Genomic DNA, 18,562 nt, shown 5'->3' with positions numbered 1-18,562 from the left:
CTTTGACTCACGGAGGGACAGCGTTGGACGATCAAACATTCAAGTATCCGGATAAAGCGGCGTACGAATTTGTTAGCCATGCTTTAGCTCATAAGGGTATTACCTATAAAGAAATTGCAGAAATCACCTATAATTTACAAATAAAGTACGTTCCCCAGCTCACGGTGGCGGAATGTGAAGCTGAAACTAAGGAAGTTCTCCATAAGCGCGAACTGTTAAATAACGCGATGGTGGCCTTAGAACTGGACCGCCTAGCCACTGAAGGACAACTCAAAGAACCGCTTCAATCAATTGTCGCCAACGATGCCGGCGTGTTCGGCGTTGACGAAGGCCTCGCACTCAACATGGCCAATATTTACGGCACTATTGGTGTGACGAATTACGGTTACGTCGACAAAGTTAAGGAAGGCATCATCAAAAAACTCGACGAAGATAAATCAGGTGTCGTTAATACGTTCATTGATGACCTCGTTGGCGCGATTGCAGCGGCCGTCGCTGCTAAGATTGCGCATAAATACGCATAGATTGACAAAAAATAAAACAAAACGCCTACCTGTGCGCATCAGTTTTCAGCGACAGGTAGACGTTTTATTTTATTTTTTGGTTTTCCCCAAAACTCCGGCAGCAACTCTAAAGCCAGAAGTTTTAAGCGAGCTGATGTTTAGCCATCGCTTGCATTTTCAAGACGCGTTGATCCCGTGGAATAAACATCCGGATCTCGTCTTGGTTGAAGCCACATAGTAACCGATGATCATCAAAGATAATTGGTCGTCTCAACAACTGTGGTGTTTCACTCAACACTTTAACGGCTTCACTCAACGGCATATCCTCAATCGGTGTCGTTTTGCTGAGCTGATGATAAGCATTGGACTTTGTACTAATTAAATCATCAATTCCATCATACGTATACTGCAACAGGTGCTTGATTTCGGTTTCCGTCAATGGTTGAGCATTCATATTCCGTTCGTGGAACGGGATTCGATGTTCTAACAACCAACGATGGGCTTTGCGACAACTTGCGGTACTTGGTAACACACATAAGTTAATCATAATATTATCCCCAATCTTGCTTACCTAACAATGCAACCCCCATTATTGTGCACTGTAATAGTTGACGTCATTAATTAACAACATAATCATAGCAAAAGTTAAGGGAAAATGCTACCGTTTTCAGGGAAATAAATAAATTAATTTGATGACCGCAGTTTATTATTGACGATATACGGATTTAATCTATACCAATTATGATATTTTTTGTTTTTTATTCGGTTGGTAATTGACCACTTGCCAACAAATAATCTCGGAGTACAATAGCTTGATTGTGTTGTTCATCCTTAGCACCGTATAATAAGATAACATTAGACTGTTCTAATTGGCCGGCGACTTGCTTGATAAAGTCCGCTGTAATTGGGTTTTCATCCAATTCTTCGCGATACTTTTGAACAAACTCTGGGTACTTAGCTACGTCGTGATTAAACCATTTTCGTAGCTCCGTTGATGGACCGATTGCTTTGACCCAATCATCCAAATGCGCGTTGACCTTGGATATACCACGTGGCCATAGACGATCAACTAACAAACGGTAACCTTCCAAATCAACCGGTTTTGTGTAAATTCGTTCAAGTTTCAATAACATTTTGCCATCTTCAATCTTTCAGAATTCGAGGAATCTATTTTGACAACAACATCATTTGCAACGGCCGACTTCTTTGACGGCCGTCCCACTACTGAAATTGCCCAATCCCTCTTGGGGACTACTTTATTATATCGCACTGACCATCATTTGACCGGTGGGCTCATCGTTGAGACCGAGGCTTACCTGGGCACTCATGATACTGCGGCGCACGCGTACAACGGTCGGCGCAGTAAATTCACCGAGCCCCTCTATCGCGAAGCCGGCACGCTTTACATATACCAACTACGTGCTAACCTCCTGTTCGACGTCGTCACCCAGCCAAAGGACGTCCCGGAAGGGGTTTTAATTCGGGCAATCGAGCCCACTCACGACATAGACCAAATGATTGTGAACCGTGGAAAGAGTGGGGTACAAGTTACCAACGGCCCCGGAAAATTAGCTCAAGCGCTGGGAATCACCAACCAAAAGGATAATCTCCGTTTAATTGATGACAGTCCATTTTCAATTAGTCTGGTAGAATCCCGTAAGCCCGCTCATATCCAGGCCGTTCCCCGCGTCGGCGTCAACCCTGACGCGGCTAGTGGTCAACTCCCCCTTCGTTTCATCGTGGCTGGCAATCCTTACATCAGTGATAGCCGCAAGCGTGACTGGCGTGAAGATCACGGGTGGCAAGCCTAACTAGTGACTGTTAACGTCAAAAAAAACCGCTTCTCAGAAATTTTTAGATTCCTGGGAAGCGGTTTTCATTTTATTTAAGTATTAAAATTCGGTCGCCCTAGCCGTTCGTAAACAAACTGCGAGAACTAGCCCTCACCGACAATGACTTCAACTTGGCCCCGTTTAGGTACAAAGTTGATGTTATAGATTGGTTCGCGTAAAACCTTTTCGTATTCTTCCAAAACATCTGATGGAAGTGGCGTGTGTTCGCCCAATTCGCGCATCAAGTCATCAACGGAGTACACTTCATTCATATCAACGAAGATACGCATGTTGCTGACCACGTCATTGAGTAGTTCCGTTAAGATTGCGTTGGGCTTGCCGTTGCCGTCCGTCACGACGATCTGGTTACTATCAATTTCCTTATGATCGATTTTGGTTAGCTTTACAATGTCAAATATGTTTAACATTTCAATCCGTCCTCCGTTAATTTCTTAAGTTTGCTATATTTTACCACACCGCTTACAAGCAGGCAGGCTAAATGCTACCGGTTAACCCGTCTAGTGAACGTTCGCCCGCTTAAAAATTTTCTCCTGGACCTTAGGCATTGGTAACTGGTCCAATTCGTCGGGCAAAACACCTTGTCCGGCAAAGTAGGCGAGGTCGGCCGGTTGAACTTGCCCACCGATCAGTTGAATGGTCCACTTTTGATGCGTAAACGTATGGGTGACTGGACGCAGCTTCAACATTTTGGCGGTGAGGACTAGCCGGTACTCCCGTTTGAAATAGGCCGTCACAGCAGCCAACAAGTCGGCGGTTGATGCATCCTCGTCTAAATCCAAGTCGTCCACTTTAATCAATGGAACGGTCCATAAATTCCCTAGCATCCCGGTACTTGGGCGCTGGGTCATTAACCACTGATCCCCCATTTGCGCTAACACCGCAACGTACGCCACCGGTTTCGGCCGTGGCTTTTTAGTTTTGACCGGATAATCTAATTCCTGACCGTCTAAGTAGGCTTGGTTAAAACGTTTGACAGGCGAATGCGCCGTATCTGGTTGTCGCGCTGTCATATAACTGGACCCAAGATCCATAATGGCCTGGTTGAAATCGCCAGGCCGATCGTGCGGCATAATTCGGCTGATGGCCTGCTCAAAAACTTGGCGAGTCTGCGGCTTAGCAATGTCGTCATCGATCTTTAACAAGCGGCTAAAGACCCGGTAGGCATTCCCATCAACGGCCGGAACCGGTTGATTGAACGCGATGCTGGCGATTGCTCCAGCCGTGTACGGGCCAATTCCAACGAGGGCTTCTAACCCCGCAGCCGTCTGGGGCCACTGCCCATCGTAATCGGCTAATAACTGCTGCGCACAGCGTTGCATATTACGGACCCGGGAATAGTAGCCCAACCCTTCCCACGCCTTTAAGAGGCGCGCTTCTGGCGCGTTTGCCAAGTCGGCCACCGTCGGAAACCAGTCCATGAAGCGCTCGTAGTACGGAATCACCGTTTGAACCTGAGTCTGTTGCAGCATAATTTCAGAGACCCAGATGTGATAAGGTTCGTGGTCGTGACGCCACGGTAAATCCCGCCCTTCCTGGTCATACCAGTCCAAAAGCGTGTGTTGAAAATCTTTAATCGTGGCGGCGTTCCATTCTATCATTTAAAAATTCTCCTTCTAAAAACGCCACGCAACTCCAATTGGAGTCCGTGGCGTCAATTGTTTCAGCGACCTAATCTAAGGTACCCGCAAGATCGACCAACGTTTTTTCGTAATGGTCGGTCACACTTTCATCTTGAAAATCAGCGTTAAAAACCGCTAACGTCAAGTATTCCGGGTATTTTAGGATGACTGTCGCTAAACGGTCATTCGTTTCAGGGTACTTTTGATCTTCATTATTTAAAATATCTAAACTTGCTTGATAACAAACGTTCGCTAAGAATAAGTAATCAACAAAGTAGTTAAATCCTGGCTCGTTTTTTAATTTAAAATGCGCCCCAACATCTACCGTTTCCGTAATATTGTTTAAATATTTCGAAACAATTTCTTGGTACTGACGTAGTAACTCCACTTTAGCTTTTGCATGTCCTTCTTCTGCCATGTAAAATCCCCACCTAACTTGTATCTGTGAGAATTATAACATATGCCGCAAACCCTGTTGAATGTTCTGGGCTAACCCAGCCAACTGGTCATACTGCCACTGCCGTTCAGCCGTGATAGCCGCCGCATCATTGGGCTTCGTTAGGTTAATCAGTTTAACCGCCTGATCGGAGGCCCGCAGTGCATTTTCGTCCGCATCCGCCGACGCAACTGCCCAGCGAATGCAATCAATGGCCGCCGCACCGATTGAACTCGTACTATTCGAGTTCAACGCCGATACCCTAGCCAAGGCTTGCCGTACCTGATAGACACTAACCAAATTAACTTGCCATAGTTCATTGGCATCGATGGCTAACCGAAGTTGCCGATCGTAGCGCTGTTGATCATCCACGTAATATAATGCTTTTTTAGCGATAATCAACGCCCATTTTGCCAATTGCTGTTGTGAGAGTTCACCCGTCAAGGCTTCGATTTGGGCCCGTATTCCAGGGTCATCGTCAATCGATATTTTAGGGTGACTCGGTCTAAAACCTTCCGTCATCACGCATTCCTACTTTCTTCATAAATCCTACAACGATCCGGGCTCACTCTTTCGAGCCCGTCCAGCTAATTATGTGCTGGTAACTACAGATTGTAACAGAAATCGTCAAACTTTGCGCCATCAAAACTTGTAAATTTCTGTAATTTTTTTGTATCTGATCACTTACTGCTCAGGGTATAAAAAACCGGTAACCAGGTGCCTCGCACCCAATTGCCGGCCCTTACAAACACTATTGAATTTCAATGTGATGCGTATCCGCTGCGGCCTTCTTTGGCAAGGTCAATGATAAGACCCCGTGTTCATACCGTGCTTCAATCTTGTCAACATCCACGTCTGGTAACGAGTACTGACGGCCGAAACGACCGGATTGGCGTTCACTCGCGATAATATTGCCATCGTGATCACTTTCATCACTAATGCTATCACGCTTAACCGCAATCGATAACGTGCCGTCGCGGTATTTCAAAGCGATGTCCTTCTTATCGATTCCCGGAACGTCGACTTTCATCGTATACTGTTCGTCATTTTCTTTAATATCGGTTTTTAATACCGAGCCATTGCTTGTCACGTTCATGAAGGAACGCCCCAACCCATTGACTAGGTCATCCATCTTTGTTAAATCGTTAAAACGATCGAATAAATCATTGTGCCAATTCATCATATCATTAGCCATGTGCAATCACCCTTTCAACTTGTTTACATCTTTATGATAGTCACTTGATAATCAAATGCAACAATTTAGCGCTCCCTAACAGTGAGTGCTAAATTAGCTATTATTCTACGCGGTACGTTTGCATATCCACGGGAATCACCCGCACGACCTTGTAAGGCGTAATGGTTCGATTTTTCGTCGTTATTGTCAGCGGCCACTGATCATGGGGCTGATCAGCGAGCTCTACCCCAACTAACATCCGAATACGGTCTAAAATATCAGCTACGCCAAACGCATTGTCACCCTGGTTAAACGACGTTTGTAACATCCTAATCTCAACGTGTAGTCGGTGACTAGCAAAACTGAAGGTAACCGGGACGTACACCATTTCATGCGTAGTCGTCGGTTGTGTTGCCAGAACTTGATCTAGCTGCGCAATAAAAGTTGTAAATTGATCCATCGACACCACCCCCATCGATTTATCATTATTATACTGCAAGCGTTACCAAAAGCAAAAGTGGCCCAGCAAAACTAGTGTAAACAAAAAAGACTAGCCATCGTTACCGACAGTTAGTCTCGCTTTAAAAGTGTGTTTGAAATTAGTTATTGGATAATTTCTTAGCATCTTCGTCGATCGTTTCAAAACCGGAAACGCCGCTCTTCTTCTTTGGGTGCTTTGCACGTTCTTCTTCAGCTTTTTGAATCATAGCCTTTTTTTGTTCCTTGCTAAGCTTTTGTGCCATGATTATCGCCTCTTTTATCTTGGGGTAGCGAAGACATTCTTCGTTACAATCCCTATTATAGGTCTAATTTCAAAAAGTGGCACAAATTTGCGTTAATTTTTTGAAACCCCTTGCTTGCATTCTGTAATTGTTAGATTTACAGTTAAGATGTTCAGGAGGGATCAATCATGAAAAAAGTATTAATTTTAGGCGCTGCGGGCCAAATTGCCCGTTTAGCCGAACAGCAATTTTTAGCAGATGACGATTTCGAACTCACACTTTACTTACGCAATGCGCAACGCGTTAGCGACCTCAAATCCGACCGGGTCACCATTATTGATGGCGACGTCACGGACCAAGCAAAGTTGACCGAAGCAATGGCTGGTCAAGACGTGGTTTACGCTAACCTCGCTGGCCAAAATATTAAGGCTCAGGCTGAGACCGTCGTCAACGCCATGCACGCTACCAATCTGAAGCGAGTGATTTGGATTTCAACTTTAGGGATTTACAATGAAGTTCCTGGCAAGTTTGGGGAATGGAACAACGCGACCCTTGGCAGTTACCTTACCCGTTACTTCGATGCCGCTAAGGTCCTCGAAGATTCTGATTTAGATTACACGATTATTCGTCCCGCTTGGTTGACCAACCACGATGAAATCGACTACGAAACGACCCAAAAGGGCGAACCTTTCAAGGGTACCGAAGTTTCACGGAAGAGCATTGCGGCGCTAGTTGTTAAGCTTGCTAAGACACCAACGGACAGTGTTCGGACCTCACTCGGGGTTAACAAGCCTAATACCGACGGCGACAAACCTGCTTGGTATTAAATCGATTTCTATATAAATAAATTTGTTTAAAGCGGCCTACTGACTAAAATCAGGGCCGCTTTTTTTAATGGCTTTTTCATTTTTAACCCTATTAAATCAAGGTTTTAAATTCGTGGACCTTTCAGGTTGACGCTCAAAAATCACGGTGTTAAATTGTAGACTCAATTTGAAAATGACCGGGCTATTTTTGCCCAGTTTTCAAGGAGGATTTTACTTTGAACTTAAAATGGTACGTAAAGAAATTTAACGGTCTAACGACCACGCAACTGCACGATATTTATCAGCTCCGCGCTAAGACGTTCGTCAAAGAACAGGCCCGTTCCTACCAAGACCCTGACGACGCTGACTTTGATGCTCGGCATATTTTTGCTTATGATCAAGGAAAGCTCGTCGCTTACGCCCGAATTTATGAACACGATGGCGTCGTTTCCTTCGGTCGTATTACGACTGACAGTAGTTATCGCGGGACCGGTCTCGGCAAAAAATTAATGAACCACGTCATGGCAATCTTGAAAGTCCATTATCACGACGCCACGATCGAGATCGACGCGCAGACGCACGTTCAGAAATTTTACGAAAAATTTGGACTAACCGCTGCCGGGGACCCTTATACCGACCTCGGCGCCGAGGTCATCAAGATGCAAGCACCCGTACGTCGGCTGGTGTTAGCGTAGTGCTCAATTCATCATTAAAATTAATGGCTAACTAAACTGATAAATTATCAGCCTAGTTAGCCATTTTTATTTTTTAATCTGCTTGTTGCCCTTGTAAATATGCTGCCAGTTGCCGTAAATCCTGATCGACAACTGGTTGATACTTCTTGAACCGTTTCGAATACGACGGATGATAAAGTGGAAATAACGTGTAGTGGCTTGCCGTTAAATCAAAGCGGTGCTGGTCCACATTCCAATAACGAATCGGTAACGTCAGTAGCTGACCATGCACGGCACTAATCTTATACTTGTTACCCAGCAACCGTTGAAGCCCCGTGTTTCCAAGTGGCACGATGATTGAGCCTCGTAACGCCGCCAATTCTGCATCCAATAACGGGGCACTCGCTTCTACTTCCATGCGATTGGGCCGCCGATCGCGCTTCTGTCCCGTTTTCCCAATCGAATAGGGCCGTGAACGGACGGCGCCAGTTAAGTAAATCTGATCACGGGTTAAATTGAGCTGGCTTAGCCACCGATCTAATTCCGTTCCAGCTGGTCCTTGAAACGGGTGGCCCACCTGTGCTTCAGTTCTTCCCGGCGCTTCCGAAACCATCACCAGCGTGGGCGTCAAGCTTCCTTCACCAGGAACAAAGCCTTCCAAATGCTCAAATTGCGTTAGTAGTGCGCGGCCTTGAGCTTGCTGTTTTGCTGTCAATAACGTTGCCACCTTACTCATCTCCATTCAATACTTACCGTCATTCTAGCAAAGAATCGCAGTAAGCAATAATGATGCGCTTATTCAAACCACTGCAAACAAAAACACTGTGAAGTAATTTTTCACAGTGCGCTAATTCTTTTTAAAATTGACTTAAACACTTTCAGGATCACTCCGGTAGCGTTGCAAAACATAAATCGCAACGATCACCAAGACAGAGCCCAAAATTTCGACCCATGACACGGATAATCCTAAGAAAATAATACTGAGGATAAACGTTACGACGGGTTGAACCGCATCCACAATGCTAACCACCGCGGAAGGCGCGTATTGCAGACTGTGCAACAAGGAACCAAACGCAAAGATGGTCCCGATTAACACGATTGCGCCAATTGAAATCACTAGCGTCGGTGTAATCTTCGGTGCTCCAACCCAAACCGGATGGTATAAGTTGAACAGAATACCCGCAATCAGCGTCCCCCAACCTAAGACCACCACCGGCGAGTTTTCAGCCACAATGTGCCGTGGTAACACGACGTACAACGCAGCGGTCACCCCGGAAAGAATTCCCCACACTAGCGCATCCATTGGAATTGCTAATTCGTGGATGTTGCCCTTCGTAATGGCTAGAAAGACCCCTAGTAACGAAATTCCAAATGCAATCAAGTCAGTACGCATTGGTAATTCACGCTTGAAGACCAATGTTCCTAAAACGATGAACAACGGACTCAAGTATTGCAAAATCGTGGCTGCCGCCGCAGTCCCGCGTTCAATACTAATGTAGAACGTGTACATATTCGCCATTAAGCCCACGGTGGCGTATGCAACTAATTGGCCTACGGATGCCCAGGATTTAAAAACGTTAAAAATCTTCGTCCCCTGCTGAAAAAATCCAATTGCAAGCAGGATTATGCCGGCAGACAACGTCCGCACGGATAAAAACCAGTCGGCCGGAATTGCTTGGTTTTGGGAGACGAATTGCATCACCGTACCTGAAATTCCCCATAGTGTTGAAGCCAACATGGCCCACATAATGCCCTTCATGTAGCGGCTAGTTGTGATATTTTTCAAATCTTCATTACCCCAATTTAATTAATGGCAATATTATACCGGGGTATAATTAAAACTCACTGATAATTCCATGCCAATTTTACATATAAAAAAAACGTCATTACCAGCATTTGGCACCAACGTCTTCATTAGAAAATTGATATTTATTTTTAGAATAATTTACCGACGTAAAAGTGAATAAACATCGTAATAATACCGACAATCACGTTTCGAATAACCGCCGTTTTCACGTTTCCTTTGCCTAACAACGCGGATAAGTAACCCGTCAACGCAACCGCGACGGACACCGCAATAATTGTCGCTGGCCATTGAAAACCAGCGGGGGCAAACGTCATTGCGACTAACGGAAAGACACCACCAGCCGATGCTGAAAATAATGAAGCAAACGCGGCGTCCCAGGGGTTCATATAATGGCCCAATTCCATGTCGTACTTCACACTAACCACCGTTTCCAACGGTTTCTTGGATAATAAATCCTTCGCAATCTCCAACGACGTCTCTTCCGTCACACCAAGCACCATGTAGTGCCGTTTAACCGCCGCTAATTCACTGTCATAGTCCGTCTTAAGTAGCTGACGTTCCCGTTCAACGACCGCTTTTTCGGTATCCTTTTGCGTGCTAACTGAGGCGTACTCCCCGGATGCCATTGAAAAAGCGCAGGCTAGCAAGTCGGACAGCCCAGCAATAAAAATCGTAAACTGGTTGGTCGTCGCCGCTGCAACACTGAATAGCACCCCGACAACGGTCAAAATACCATCGTTGGAACCAAGGACACCCGCCCGCAATGAATTCAACTTTTCGTCCATTGTCTGCTTAGCCTTTTTAGGTTTTACTTTTGAAATCTGCATATTTTCACTCCCCTTGACCTAATCTACTCAGGCAAATAAGTGGCCAATAAAGTACGTGACCAGCATCGTCAACAGCCCGGAAACGACGTTACGAAAAATACCGTGACGCCGGTTCGCATTCCCCAAAATAGCTGCGACGTACCCGGTAATTGCTAACGCGATGGCCACTGAAATGACCGTTGCAACCACTTTAATTTGGGGTGGAAAAAAGGTAATTGAGACTAATGGCAAAATTGACCCGGTCGGAAACGAAATCATGGACGCGATCCCCGCCGCATATGGACTGATAAACTCACTCGGATTAAAGCCATAATGCTCACGGACCGTCGTAACTAGCGCGTCTTCACTCATCATTTCACGCGTCGCTTTACGCGCTAACGGTTCACTGATGCCTTGATCGACGTATTTTTGGGCGACCCAGTCGGATTCACCCTCATAATTTTCAGCCAGCGCCTGTTTCTGATGCGCAATCGCCATTTTTTGCGAATCTTTTTGCGTATTGACGGAGACGTACTCGCCCATTGCCATTGAAATCGTTCCGGCTAACATGCCCGCTAACCCGGAAATTAAAATTGAAAAACTATTCGTAGTCGCCCCAGCGACCCCTACAACAATTCCGGCAACGGATAAAATACCATCATTTGCGCCCATAACACTGGCACGTAAAATGTTGACCCGCTGCGCTAAAGTCATTTTCTTTTTCATATGGCGATGCCCCTTCGTCTACTTTATAATCATTATTACTTAGTAGATATTATATCTTTTCGAAAATAAATGCAAGTCCTAGTTTTAATTCATCAACAATTAAAGTTATGCTTGCCTAAACCATAATCTAGTGTAACATCAATTCAACCTTAATGTTAGTCGAGACAAATCGAATCATCAGTAAATTCAGTCATAAAACGCACTAAAAAACGATGCTTCGAAAGTTTTACGCTTCCTGAAACATCGTTTATTAAGTGACCAGCCACAATTAAGCGGCATAGCCCTATTTTTAAAAACCTCTAGTTAACGGCGTTAAACTGCTGCGTCTCACTTAAAGCAAATTCCGTTGGTTGATCTGTATTCATCAAATCATCGGTCAACGCTACCCGCGTAATCGTTTGGTCCCCATAAGGTTGGATGTAAAATGCGGGTTCATCCATACTCATGTAAGCACGGTACTGCGTATAATCCGCACTACCATCCGCCTTGATCTTGACACCCTTAGGAATTTCAACGGAGTTCAACATGTGTGATAACGCGTTGACCGCCTGGGCATCGGTATCTACCGCAGTTGTGTTCTGACGCATGTAAACAGTCCGAACAAACCGAGAAACGGACGTGTAATCACCCGGCATCCCAAGCGCACCCGAACCAGGGCCAAACGCTTTGACCGTGGCATCACCGTATTGGCGATCTGGGTGTGGCGTTGGTTGTAACGCAACGTAATTGCTCAGGTTTTTCATATGCCATTCAAAATCTGGAGTATTCGTCATAACGCCAACCGGATTCTCTAAATAGTGCAAACCGTCTTCTTCAGGTTCCAAGACATAGGTTGCACCATCGCGGTCACTAATGATCCAATGTAGTGGGACGACCACGTTAAGTAGCGGTGCTGCCGCATTGACGATATTGATTTCGCTTAAGCGTTGGCCCAGTTCCGCCGTGCTCTTAACGTTACCTAAGATCCACATCAGCACGTCGTGGGGCGCAAGGTTAATGGCGCCGTCAGTTGGCTGGTCATTATAGTGAGCCTGACCCGCAAAGTACAGAGCGGCCGCGCTGACGCCGTATTCATTGACCCCGTCGATCAGCACGTAGCCATTTAAATTACGCCCAGTTCCAACAAAACTATACGGTGCATCGAACCCGTCATCGCTAGCCGCACCGGTAAAATGATGGTCCCGTGGAATTGCAACGGGACGACCTCCGAGTTCAAACCCAAAATCCATTGTCCGGGCCAAAAATTGATCACCCATCGTTGTCTGATACGTTAAACTTGTACACATCGCTCTCACATCCTCGAATTAAGTAACTCTATTTTATCATCTAATTCCAATTAAAACCGTTTTCATGAAATTTATTTTACTCACGTCAGTTTAGCTGCTCATTATTATTTTCATTTATGGCCTTCAAGTTGAAAGGTGAAGTTCAAGCTAATAAAAATCAAGCCCTTTTGAACTAATCCGGTTGGCGCTAATAACATGCGGTCGTGGAACCAGGGCTAGCCTGGGAAGCGGTCTAGCCCCTCGCCCTGAACGATTGCAAAAACCGCAATTGTTCAGGACCGTCCGTGGTTTAAGGCCGGAAAATTCACCGGCCTAAGACCACCTTCACGACTGATGCTATCAGCGCCAACCTCCGAGCATTCAATAAATTTAGCACATCAATAACAGAAAAGTTATATTTAGCACAGACGGGTAGGATTGGTGCGCTGTGTCGGCAATATCAGATAGCGTTTTATGCTGACTGATATTGCGGGGCAATTCAAAGACGTGGGCTATCGGCTTTAAATTGAGGGTCCAGACCGCACTTTGGCTGGGGCCGTCCCCCATAGCACCCAATTCTACCCGTCGGAGCGATCTACTACTACAGTATTAATAACAGTTCTAGTCTCTCAACCTTCTATAATAAGCACAAAGGCCTACGACAACCGTAAAACGGTATCGTAGGCCTTTGTGGGTTTGATTCAATTATTCAGTGTCACCAGCGTGCAGCGTAAGTCAAAATTGGGGGTTGCCTTCCGTCGCGTCGCCTTAATTTTTAAGGTGGAGTGTCATGGCATTGATTGCCACGATGATGGTACTTAATGACATCACAACCGCACCAAACATTGGGTTCAATAGGAAGCCGATTGGCGCCAAAATACCAGCGGCCAACGGAATGGTGATGACATTGTAACCAGCACCCCACCAGAGGTTTTGGGTCATCTTCCGCGTGGTCTGCCGTGCTAAGTCTAAGAAGTCCACAACGTCATTCGGATTACTCTTAACCAGTACGACGTCCGCAGAATCAATTGCGACGTCGGTCCCAGAACCAATCGCTACCCCGACTTCTGCTTGAGCCAAGCTAGGCGCATCGTTAACACCGTCACCGATCATCATGACGTGACTACCATCTGACTGGTACTGTTTAACGAGCTTGGCCTTGTCTTCTGGCAATAAGCTGGCGTGAACTTCAGTAATCCCAAGTTGCTTAGCAACCACTTGCGCACTCTGCAGGTTATCCCCAGTTAGCATAACTGGTGTAATGTGTTGTGCTTTGAGGCTATCAATTAAGTTTTTAGATTCTGGTTTAATTTGATCCCCTTGTGCGACGTAGCCGAGCACTTGGTCATCGGCCATCAGGTAGCTAACCGAATTACCCGCACTTGCAAGGCGTTCAAAAGCAGTCTGGTCATAGGTCAGTTTTTGCCGATCAAGGTAGGCTGCGGAAACAATCTGATACGTCCGACCATCCACTTGGCCACTCAAACCGACCCCAGTAATTTGATGAACATCATCCGCACTAACCAGTGCCAACTTGTGAGCCTTCGCTGCCGTTAAAATTCCGACTGCTAACGGGTGACTGGACCCCGTTTCCAAGCTAGCCATAATTTTCAAAACGTCGTCAGCTTTAAGTGCTGCATCACTACTTTGATAGTCCGCAACCTTAAAGTTACCTGCCGTAAGCGTCCCGGTTTTATCCATTAACGCATAGTTTAACTTTTTGACTTGTTCCATGGCATCCCGGTTACGGATCAACAGTCCGTGGCCGGCCGCAATCGCGGTACTCCGTGCAACAACTAATGGAATCGCTAATCCTAAAGCGTGGGGGCAGGCAATCACCAGCACCGTCACCGCAATGGAAAGTGCTAAGGCCAAGTTACCCACTAATAGCCACGTGACAAATGCCACGATTGAAACCGTCAACGCTGCGTAGAAAAGCAGTCCCGCAACCCGGTCAGCCATATTTTCCTGTGAGGATTTTGCGGCTTGCGCATCACTCACCAACTTCATAACTTGTGCCAAGTAGCCATCTTCACCGGTCCCAGTAACGGTCATTTCAAAGGTTCCTTCACCGTTAACGGAGCCACCAACTACTTGATCTTTGGCTTTCTTTTCAACTAGCCGTGCTTCACCAGTAACCATCGCTTCATTAACGCTAGTTGCACCACTGACGATTTGACCATCAGCCGGAATTTTTTCACCGGCCCGAACTTGAACTTGATCGCCCTTAGCTAACTGGGCAACCGTCACGTCTTGAACTTCACCGTCCACAACTTTATGAGCGGTACTTGGTAATAGTTTTGCTAAGTGATCAACGGCAGAGCCCGCGTTCATCACGGTATTCATTTCAATCCAGTGCCCTAATAACATAATGTCGATTAAGGTTGCGAGTTCCCAGAAGAAGTCGGTCACCATCGGCGTGACGTGTAACATATCGTTAGCAATCACCGCGTAAATACTGTAGACGTAAGCCACGCTAATCCCCATTGAAATTAAGGTCATCATCGCTGGCTTGTGGTTAGCAAGTTCCGCTTTCGCACCACTAAAGAATGGTTGTCCGCCGTAAACGAAGAGGATCGTACCCAAAACGGCGACCAAGTAATCGGACCATGGCTGGAAGGTAAACTGAAACGGTAGCCGTACCCCCATCATTGGGCTCATCACAATAATTGGAATCGTGAGTACCAGTGAGACCCAGAACTTTAACTTCAGGTTACCCATGTGCATCATTTGGCCATTGCCCATATCCATGTCATCCATGTTCATATTCATCTTTTTCGAATCCATGCCATCCATTGCCATGTCGCCTGTTTTCTCCATCTTCATAAGGATGACCTCCCTTTGCCTTTTTTGGGTTTACATTTGTAATTCATGGTCAAAGTTTACAACCGTAAACGAAAAAAGTCAAGCTTTCGCATTTGAAACCTTTTGGACAGAAAAAAACACCACGGGTTTCAACCGTGGTGCCATCATTATTCAATAAACTAATCATCTTAATAGGTTAATTAGTGGTTAACACTTTGCGCCCGGGACGCAATCGCAATCGACTTCTTCAGGGGCCGTTTCGGCTTTAGCCGCCAACGCCTCTTGCATCTCCGCAATATCTTGCTGACTGAGTGTTAAGTTCTTAATCACGTCCGTCAGCGTCTGACCGACCCGCATCTGACACAGGTGGCTAAAGAGCGTATTCACCGCTTCATCCATCGACGGCTGTTCTTCAACCGTCGGGTAATAAGTAAATGCGCGACCGTTTTTTTCCGCCCGGAGCGCACCTTTTTTGATCAATCGACCCAACAAGGTTTTAACGGTGGCCGACTTCCACCCCATCTTATCTGCCATGATTTCAGACATCTGACTACTCGTAACGCTGCCTAAGGTCCAAGCGACCCGCATAACTTCCCATTCTGCATCACTGATATCAATTCTGGTTTGAGTTTCCATCGGTTACGCCACCTTTCCATATATTTTAAATACAGTTTACAGTCGTAAACACAAAAAAGCAATTAATTTCCCTAATCGTTAACTTAAGCATAAGTCAAATTTTTCAAAATATAAATAGACTAATATTCAATTCTTGCTTCGATTGCTTACATTAGGTTATTTACCAAACCAACGACAAAAATGATTACATTATTATGTGTAATCATCCGCACGCTTATTAAAATTAGGCAACCGAATGCGTAAATTCTCCGAGTAACGTCGTCAACTTGGCGACCGTTGCTGGGTAATCTGCAGGGTGTTGTAACAAATAGCTCGTAATCCTACTTTGGTACAACACGGTCGTTGCTGATTGACCATTAGTTTGCAATAAAGTCCGTCGAAATTCATTTAATAGTTGTTGAAGCCCCGTTTGTACGGGGTCTTTCAAATCAAGCGTTAACGCGGCTCGACTAATCGCGTCTAAAACCTGGGTTTGTGTGATTTTTGCATGTACTGCCATTTTGGTTCCCCCACTCGTTAGAATAGTTATTAGTATACACCGTTCTCATGCTTTAACGGCTTTTTTTGTCGTGAATTGTTTCAATGGTCAAAGTATGTTAGGATATTCCATTACTTTAAAACGGAGGCCTGAGATATATGAAACCTAGTTCTAAATTCATTCAACGTGTCCAACAATTTATGCGGGGGCGTTATGGCCCAAATGACACCCTCAACCGGTTTCTCACCGATTTGGCGTTGCTCTTAATTGTGATCAGCCTCTTCAGTCGTTCCATCTGGCTAACGCCCATCGCCATTTTATTGATTGTTCTGAATTACTGGCGTTTATTTTCCAAAAAAATCTATTTTCAAGTTGCCATCAATCGCGGGTTTGAGCGGATTTGGCTCCCGCTAATTCGACCACTGACTAAATTGAAGTACCAGATTGTGCAGCACTGGCGTTACCGATTCTTTCGTTGCGAAGAATGCCATCAGCGCATTCGCATTCCGCGCCACCACGGCCATGTGCGGGTGACTTGTCCCAAGTGCGGGCACCGGTTTGAAGCCCGCACTTAAAGCCCAAATTTCAGAAATCTTTAAGCTTTTTTCAGAAATTACTTACGAAGCGCACCTTTTTCTGTTACAGTGACCTATTGTGCCTACTGCATAGACAAAGGAGCGTTTATTTGTATGAAATCAAAATCATCATCCAATCCGACCCTTATTATGATCGGATTACTACTTGGAGGATTCGTTGCGATGCTTAGCGAAACCGCGCTAAACATTGCCCTCCCCCAACTAGAACAACAATTGCACGTCAATACTGGGACCATCCAGTGGCTAGTCACTGGCTACCTCTTAATGGTCGGAATCGTGCTTCCACTATCCAGTATGCTAACGAAACATTTCACAACTCGCCAGATCATCATCTTCGCTTTAAGCGACTTTATGGTTGGGGCCGTGATCTCAGCGTTATCTAGTAGTTTTGCTCAACTTTTAATCGGCCGGATGATCCAAGGGATTGCCACTGGCCTATTATTACCACTGATTTTCATCGTTTTACTTGCCATCTATCCACCCGAAAAACGGGGCTCCGCCATGGGATTAGTCGGTTTAGTCATCATGTTTGCACCCGCCATTGGGCCAACCCTTGCCGGCATCATTTTAGGAGCGCTCTCATGGCAATGGATTTTCTGGTTATTTGTGCCATTATTAGCGATTGCTTTAATTATTACAATCTTTTTCATGCAAAACGTTTCTGAGTTAACTAAACCTAAAGTCGACGTTCTTTCAATTATTTTATCTTCACTTGGTTTTGGTGGACTCGTTGTCGGTGCCAGTTTAGCCGGGGATAAAGGTTGGGGTAACCCACTTGTCATCGGTGCGCTCGTAGTCGGAATCGTCTGCTTAGCCTTCTACACTTATCGCCAATTACACTTAGACGCGCCTATTTTAAATCTCCGTGCCTTTGGTTTTAAAAAGTTCAGTGTCGGGACAGCCTTAGTCATGACTGACTTTGGGATTATCATGTCTTCGATGTACCTCCTACCCATGTACTGGCAAAAAGGATTGATGGTTCCGGTCGCTTTAACCGGGGTCTTACTGTTACCCGGTGGGATCGTTAACGCGATCGTATCCGCTACTGCTGGTCGCTTATTCGATGATTACGGGGCCAAATACCTGACCCGGATTGGCTTTGCAATCACCTTTGTTGGGGCTTTAATGTTAATTTTTGTCTCAACACATACCGCATACTGGTACGTCGTTCTTGCCCACGTCCTCTTAATGATTGGGGCACCGTTAGCAATGTCACCAGCCCAAACTTACGGTTTAAACGCTTTGCGCGGACCCGTTGCAGCTGACGGTAGTACCATTTTGAATACCTTACAACAGATTTTAGGTGCATTGGCGACCGCCATTGCAACCAGCCTGTTAGGTATTGGACAGAGTACTAGCAATGCCGGTGGCGCCACGGCGTTCGTCCACGGCGTTCACTACGGCTTTTGGTTCACGTTGGCCCTATCCGTATTAGGTTTCTGCCTATCCATGATGGTCACAAACCAGAAGGAACCTGCTGAAGATCCATTAGCACATGATGCTGAATCAGCTGGTCAACCCGTAGATAACAATTAGAAATACTAACTATCGATTGGAAAAAGGGACTCGGAAATTTTGGATTTCTGAGTCCCTTTTTCTCTCGCCGATAATGATTGCTTTTTTCTGATTTCTCCCCCACAATCAAAGTGAAGCTTA

At 45.7% G+C, this 18,562-nt stretch carries 23 protein-coding genes; 6 read left to right on the top strand and 17 right to left on the bottom strand.

Annotation, left to right across the window (positions count from 1 at the left end; translation table 11 throughout):
- Nucleotides 1–23 precede the first annotated feature (23 nt).
- A complete protein-coding gene (locus tag AAA939_RS09950; RefSeq protein WP_057705459.1) occupies nt 24–524 on the top strand; it encodes a phosphatidylglycerophosphatase A family protein in 501 nt (166 codons plus the stop codon).
- Between the two features lie 121 nt (nt 525–645).
- On the opposite strand, the gene AAA939_RS09945 is transcribed toward AAA939_RS09950, so the two are convergent.
- Together AAA939_RS09945 and AAA939_RS09940 are read right to left on the bottom strand one after the other, a co-directional pair.
- The gene (locus AAA939_RS09945) at nt 646–1,050 is read right to left on the bottom strand and encodes a Spx/MgsR family RNA polymerase-binding regulatory protein (protein WP_338207858.1); all 405 of its coding nucleotides are present in this window, start codon (nt 1,048–1,050) and stop codon (nt 646–648) included.
- A gap of 211 nt (nt 1,051–1,261) precedes the next feature.
- Entirely contained in the window at nt 1,262–1,636 is a 375-nt protein-coding gene (locus AAA939_RS09940) for a DUF488 domain-containing protein (protein ID WP_338207857.1), read from the bottom strand.
- A 39-nt stretch (nt 1,637–1,675) separates the two neighbouring features.
- Here AAA939_RS09940 and AAA939_RS09935 point away from each other — a divergent pair, with 39 nt between their 5' ends.
- Nucleotides 1,676–2,314, top strand: coding sequence for a DNA-3-methyladenine glycosylase (locus tag AAA939_RS09935; RefSeq protein WP_338207856.1), 639 nt, complete (start codon nt 1,676–1,678; stop codon nt 2,312–2,314).
- 125 nt (nt 2,315–2,439) lie between these two features.
- Here AAA939_RS09935 and AAA939_RS09930 read toward each other — a convergent pair whose 3' ends face one another.
- From AAA939_RS09930 to AAA939_RS09900, 7 genes are all read right to left on the bottom strand, one after another.
- Nucleotides 2,440–2,763 (bottom strand): hypothetical protein, encoded by a 324-nt coding sequence (locus AAA939_RS09930; RefSeq protein ID WP_338207855.1) that lies wholly within the window; start codon nt 2,761–2,763, stop codon nt 2,440–2,442.
- A 90-nt stretch (nt 2,764–2,853) separates the two neighbouring features.
- Entirely contained in the window at nt 2,854–3,954 is a 1,101-nt protein-coding gene (gene mutY / locus AAA939_RS09925) for an A/G-specific adenine glycosylase (protein ID WP_338230865.1), read from the bottom strand.
- A gap of 70 nt (nt 3,955–4,024) precedes the next feature.
- Nucleotides 4,025–4,393 carry a hypothetical protein gene (locus AAA939_RS09920; protein WP_338207853.1) on the bottom strand — a complete coding sequence of 123 codons (369 nt, stop codon included), beginning with the start codon at nt 4,391–4,393 and terminating at the stop codon, nt 4,025–4,027.
- 33 nt (nt 4,394–4,426) lie between these two features.
- A complete protein-coding gene (locus tag AAA939_RS09915) occupies nt 4,427–4,933 on the bottom strand; it encodes a putative immunity protein (protein WP_338207852.1) in 507 nt (168 codons plus the stop codon).
- Between the two features lie 229 nt (nt 4,934–5,162).
- On the bottom strand, nt 5,163–5,606 hold the full coding sequence (locus AAA939_RS09910) for an Hsp20/alpha crystallin family protein (RefSeq protein ID WP_057705471.1): 444 nt from the start codon (nt 5,604–5,606) through the stop codon (nt 5,163–5,165).
- A 100-nt stretch (nt 5,607–5,706) separates the two neighbouring features.
- Entirely contained in the window at nt 5,707–6,045 is a 339-nt protein-coding gene (locus tag AAA939_RS09905) for a hypothetical protein (RefSeq protein ID WP_338207851.1), read from the bottom strand.
- A gap of 139 nt (nt 6,046–6,184) precedes the next feature.
- Nucleotides 6,185–6,328: a hypothetical protein gene (locus tag AAA939_RS09900; RefSeq protein ID WP_003642964.1), complete on the bottom strand. Its 144-nt coding sequence runs from the start codon at nt 6,326–6,328 to the stop codon at nt 6,185–6,187.
- 167 nt (nt 6,329–6,495) lie between these two features.
- Here AAA939_RS09900 and AAA939_RS09895 point away from each other — a divergent pair, with 167 nt between their 5' ends.
- On the top strand, nt 6,496–7,134 hold the full coding sequence (locus tag AAA939_RS09895; protein ID WP_338207850.1) for an SDR family oxidoreductase: 639 nt from the start codon (nt 6,496–6,498) through the stop codon (nt 7,132–7,134).
- Between the two features lie 215 nt (nt 7,135–7,349).
- Complete coding sequence (locus AAA939_RS09890) at nt 7,350–7,808, top strand: GNAT family N-acetyltransferase (RefSeq protein WP_338207849.1); 459 nt, start codon at nt 7,350–7,352, stop codon at nt 7,806–7,808.
- Nucleotides 7,809–7,881: 73 nt separating this feature from the next.
- On the opposite strand, the gene AAA939_RS09885 is transcribed toward AAA939_RS09890, so the two are convergent.
- The 8 genes from AAA939_RS09885 to AAA939_RS09850 all read right to left on the bottom strand — a co-directional run bounded on the left by AAA939_RS09885 (nt 7,882) and on the right by AAA939_RS09850 (nt 16,331).
- Complete coding sequence (locus tag AAA939_RS09885; RefSeq protein ID WP_338230864.1) at nt 7,882–8,502, bottom strand: uracil-DNA glycosylase; 621 nt, start codon at nt 8,500–8,502, stop codon at nt 7,882–7,884.
- A 153-nt stretch (nt 8,503–8,655) separates the two neighbouring features.
- Nucleotides 8,656–9,564, bottom strand: coding sequence for a DMT family transporter (locus tag AAA939_RS09880; protein ID WP_338230867.1), 909 nt, complete (start codon nt 9,562–9,564; stop codon nt 8,656–8,658).
- Between the two features lie 158 nt (nt 9,565–9,722).
- Nucleotides 9,723–10,421 (bottom strand): VIT1/CCC1 transporter family protein, encoded by a 699-nt coding sequence (locus AAA939_RS09875; protein WP_338207847.1) that lies wholly within the window; start codon nt 10,419–10,421, stop codon nt 9,723–9,725.
- A gap of 27 nt (nt 10,422–10,448) precedes the next feature.
- The gene (locus tag AAA939_RS09870) at nt 10,449–11,126 is read right to left on the bottom strand and encodes a VIT1/CCC1 transporter family protein (RefSeq protein ID WP_338207846.1); all 678 of its coding nucleotides are present in this window, start codon (nt 11,124–11,126) and stop codon (nt 10,449–10,451) included.
- A gap of 299 nt (nt 11,127–11,425) precedes the next feature.
- Complete coding sequence (locus AAA939_RS09865; protein WP_338207845.1) at nt 11,426–12,412, bottom strand: choloylglycine hydrolase family protein; 987 nt, start codon at nt 12,410–12,412, stop codon at nt 11,426–11,428.
- Nucleotides 12,413–13,159: 747 nt separating this feature from the next.
- Entirely contained in the window at nt 13,160–15,187 is a 2,028-nt protein-coding gene (locus tag AAA939_RS09860; RefSeq protein WP_338207880.1) for a heavy metal translocating P-type ATPase, read from the bottom strand.
- Between the two features lie 216 nt (nt 15,188–15,403).
- Nucleotides 15,404–15,832, bottom strand: coding sequence for a CopY/TcrY family copper transport repressor (locus AAA939_RS09855; protein WP_338207844.1), 429 nt, complete (start codon nt 15,830–15,832; stop codon nt 15,404–15,406).
- 223 nt (nt 15,833–16,055) lie between these two features.
- The gene (locus tag AAA939_RS09850) at nt 16,056–16,331 is read right to left on the bottom strand and encodes a hypothetical protein (protein ID WP_338207843.1); all 276 of its coding nucleotides are present in this window, start codon (nt 16,329–16,331) and stop codon (nt 16,056–16,058) included.
- A 137-nt stretch (nt 16,332–16,468) separates the two neighbouring features.
- On the opposite strand from AAA939_RS09850, the gene AAA939_RS09845 reads away from it, so the two are divergent.
- Both AAA939_RS09845 and AAA939_RS09840 read left to right on the top strand, forming a co-directional pair.
- Nucleotides 16,469–16,885 carry a zinc ribbon domain-containing protein gene (locus tag AAA939_RS09845; RefSeq protein WP_338230863.1) on the top strand — a complete coding sequence of 139 codons (417 nt, stop codon included), beginning with the start codon at nt 16,469–16,471 and terminating at the stop codon, nt 16,883–16,885.
- Between the two features lie 114 nt (nt 16,886–16,999).
- Nucleotides 17,000–18,442, top strand: coding sequence for a DHA2 family efflux MFS transporter permease subunit (locus tag AAA939_RS09840; protein WP_338207841.1), 1,443 nt, complete (start codon nt 17,000–17,002; stop codon nt 18,440–18,442).
- The last annotated feature ends 120 nt before the right edge of the window (nt 18,443–18,562 follow it).

Origin of the sequence: Lactiplantibacillus paraxiangfangensis, from assembly GCF_036246185.1 — a bacterium.
GTDB classification, from domain to species: domain Bacteria; phylum Bacillota; class Bacilli; order Lactobacillales; family Lactobacillaceae; genus Lactiplantibacillus; species Lactiplantibacillus paraxiangfangensis.
The sequence above is the reverse complement of the archived record's forward strand: the minus strand, read 5'-3'. Positions and strand labels throughout refer to the sequence as shown.

Excerpts from the sequence above, each read along its gene's own strand:
- AAA939_RS09940 (WP_338207857.1), bottom strand. The coding sequence starts at position 1,636 with ATGTTATTGAAACTTGAACGAATTTACACAAAACCGGTTGATTTGGAA.
- AAA939_RS09855 (WP_338207844.1), bottom strand. The coding sequence starts at position 15,832 with ATGGAAACTCAAACCAGAATTGATATCAGTGATGCAGAATGGGAAGTT.
- AAA939_RS09860 (WP_338207880.1), bottom strand. The coding sequence starts at position 15,187 with ATGGATGGCATGGATTCGAAAAAGATGAATATGAACATGGATGACATG.
- AAA939_RS09930 (WP_338207855.1), bottom strand. The coding sequence starts at position 2,763 with ATGTTAAACATATTTGACATTGTAAAGCTAACCAAAATCGATCATAAG.
- AAA939_RS09900 (WP_003642964.1), bottom strand. The coding sequence starts at position 6,328 with ATGGCACAAAAGCTTAGCAAGGAACAAAAAAAGGCTATGATTCAAAAA.
- AAA939_RS09870 (WP_338207846.1), bottom strand. The coding sequence starts at position 11,126 with ATGAAAAAGAAAATGACTTTAGCGCAGCGGGTCAACATTTTACGTGCC.
- mutY (WP_338230865.1), bottom strand. The coding sequence starts at position 3,954 with ATGATAGAATGGAACGCCGCCACGATTAAAGATTTTCAACACACGCTT.
- AAA939_RS09840 (WP_338207841.1), top strand. The coding sequence starts at position 17,000 with ATGAAATCAAAATCATCATCCAATCCGACCCTTATTATGATCGGATTA.
- AAA939_RS09910 (WP_057705471.1), bottom strand. The coding sequence starts at position 5,606 with ATGGCTAATGATATGATGAATTGGCACAATGATTTATTCGATCGTTTT.
- AAA939_RS09875 (WP_338207847.1), bottom strand. The coding sequence starts at position 10,421 with ATGCAGATTTCAAAAGTAAAACCTAAAAAGGCTAAGCAGACAATGGAC.
- AAA939_RS09905 (WP_338207851.1), bottom strand. The coding sequence starts at position 6,045 with ATGGATCAATTTACAACTTTTATTGCGCAGCTAGATCAAGTTCTGGCA.
- AAA939_RS09865 (WP_338207845.1), bottom strand. The coding sequence starts at position 12,412 with ATGTGTACAAGTTTAACGTATCAGACAACGATGGGTGATCAATTTTTG.
- AAA939_RS09915 (WP_338207852.1), bottom strand. The coding sequence starts at position 4,933 with ATGACGGAAGGTTTTAGACCGAGTCACCCTAAAATATCGATTGACGAT.
- AAA939_RS09920 (WP_338207853.1), bottom strand. The coding sequence starts at position 4,393 with ATGGCAGAAGAAGGACATGCAAAAGCTAAAGTGGAGTTACTACGTCAG.
- AAA939_RS09895 (WP_338207850.1), top strand. The coding sequence starts at position 6,496 with ATGAAAAAAGTATTAATTTTAGGCGCTGCGGGCCAAATTGCCCGTTTA.
- AAA939_RS09850 (WP_338207843.1), bottom strand. The coding sequence starts at position 16,331 with ATGGCAGTACATGCAAAAATCACACAAACCCAGGTTTTAGACGCGATT.
- AAA939_RS09945 (WP_338207858.1), bottom strand. The coding sequence starts at position 1,050 with ATGATTAACTTATGTGTGTTACCAAGTACCGCAAGTTGTCGCAAAGCC.
- AAA939_RS09845 (WP_338230863.1), top strand. The coding sequence starts at position 16,469 with ATGAAACCTAGTTCTAAATTCATTCAACGTGTCCAACAATTTATGCGG.